Origin of the sequence: Pauljensenia sp. UMB3104 (assembly GCF_030217285.1) — a bacterium.
GTDB lineage: Bacteria > Actinomycetota > Actinomycetes > Actinomycetales > Actinomycetaceae > Pauljensenia.
This window is the reverse complement of record NZ_JASONN010000108.1, coordinates 1-357: the sequence shown is the minus strand read 5'-3', so window position 1 is coordinate 357 and position 357 is coordinate 1. Positions and strand designations below refer to the sequence as shown.

General features: G+C 54.3%; 1 protein-coding gene. It reads left to right on the top strand.

The genetic code is table 11. The annotated features are described in order from the left end of the window. A partial coding sequence (locus tag QP415_RS10970; RefSeq protein ID WP_285100086.1) for a hypothetical protein occupies nucleotides 1–228 on the top strand: 228 nt, incomplete at its 5' end. Nucleotides 229–357: the final 129 nt, after the last annotated feature.

Genomic DNA, 357 nt, shown 5'->3' with positions numbered 1-357 from the left:
AACCCTACAATGACCATTTACAGCCGCCTCGATGAAGCCATTCTCCGCGAAATTATTGAGCCCCTCGGTGAGTATGCCAACGAATTCGACATCGACGCCATCGCGGACGAAATGATCGACTGGCACGACGAATACAACGCAAAAGGCGAAATCAACATCAACCGCTCCGGCTTCCACATCAAGGAAGACGCGGACCTCTGGGAAATCATCGAGCGCCACGCGCTTTAGCCCACGGGTTGCGCAAAAAATAACTACCCGTTACACTTCAAGGTGTCCCCGCGTTAGCGGGGGTGAGCCGTTGCTGATGCTTAGGCATTCAGGAAAGCTCAACCCTCCCTGCGTTAGCAGGGGTGAACC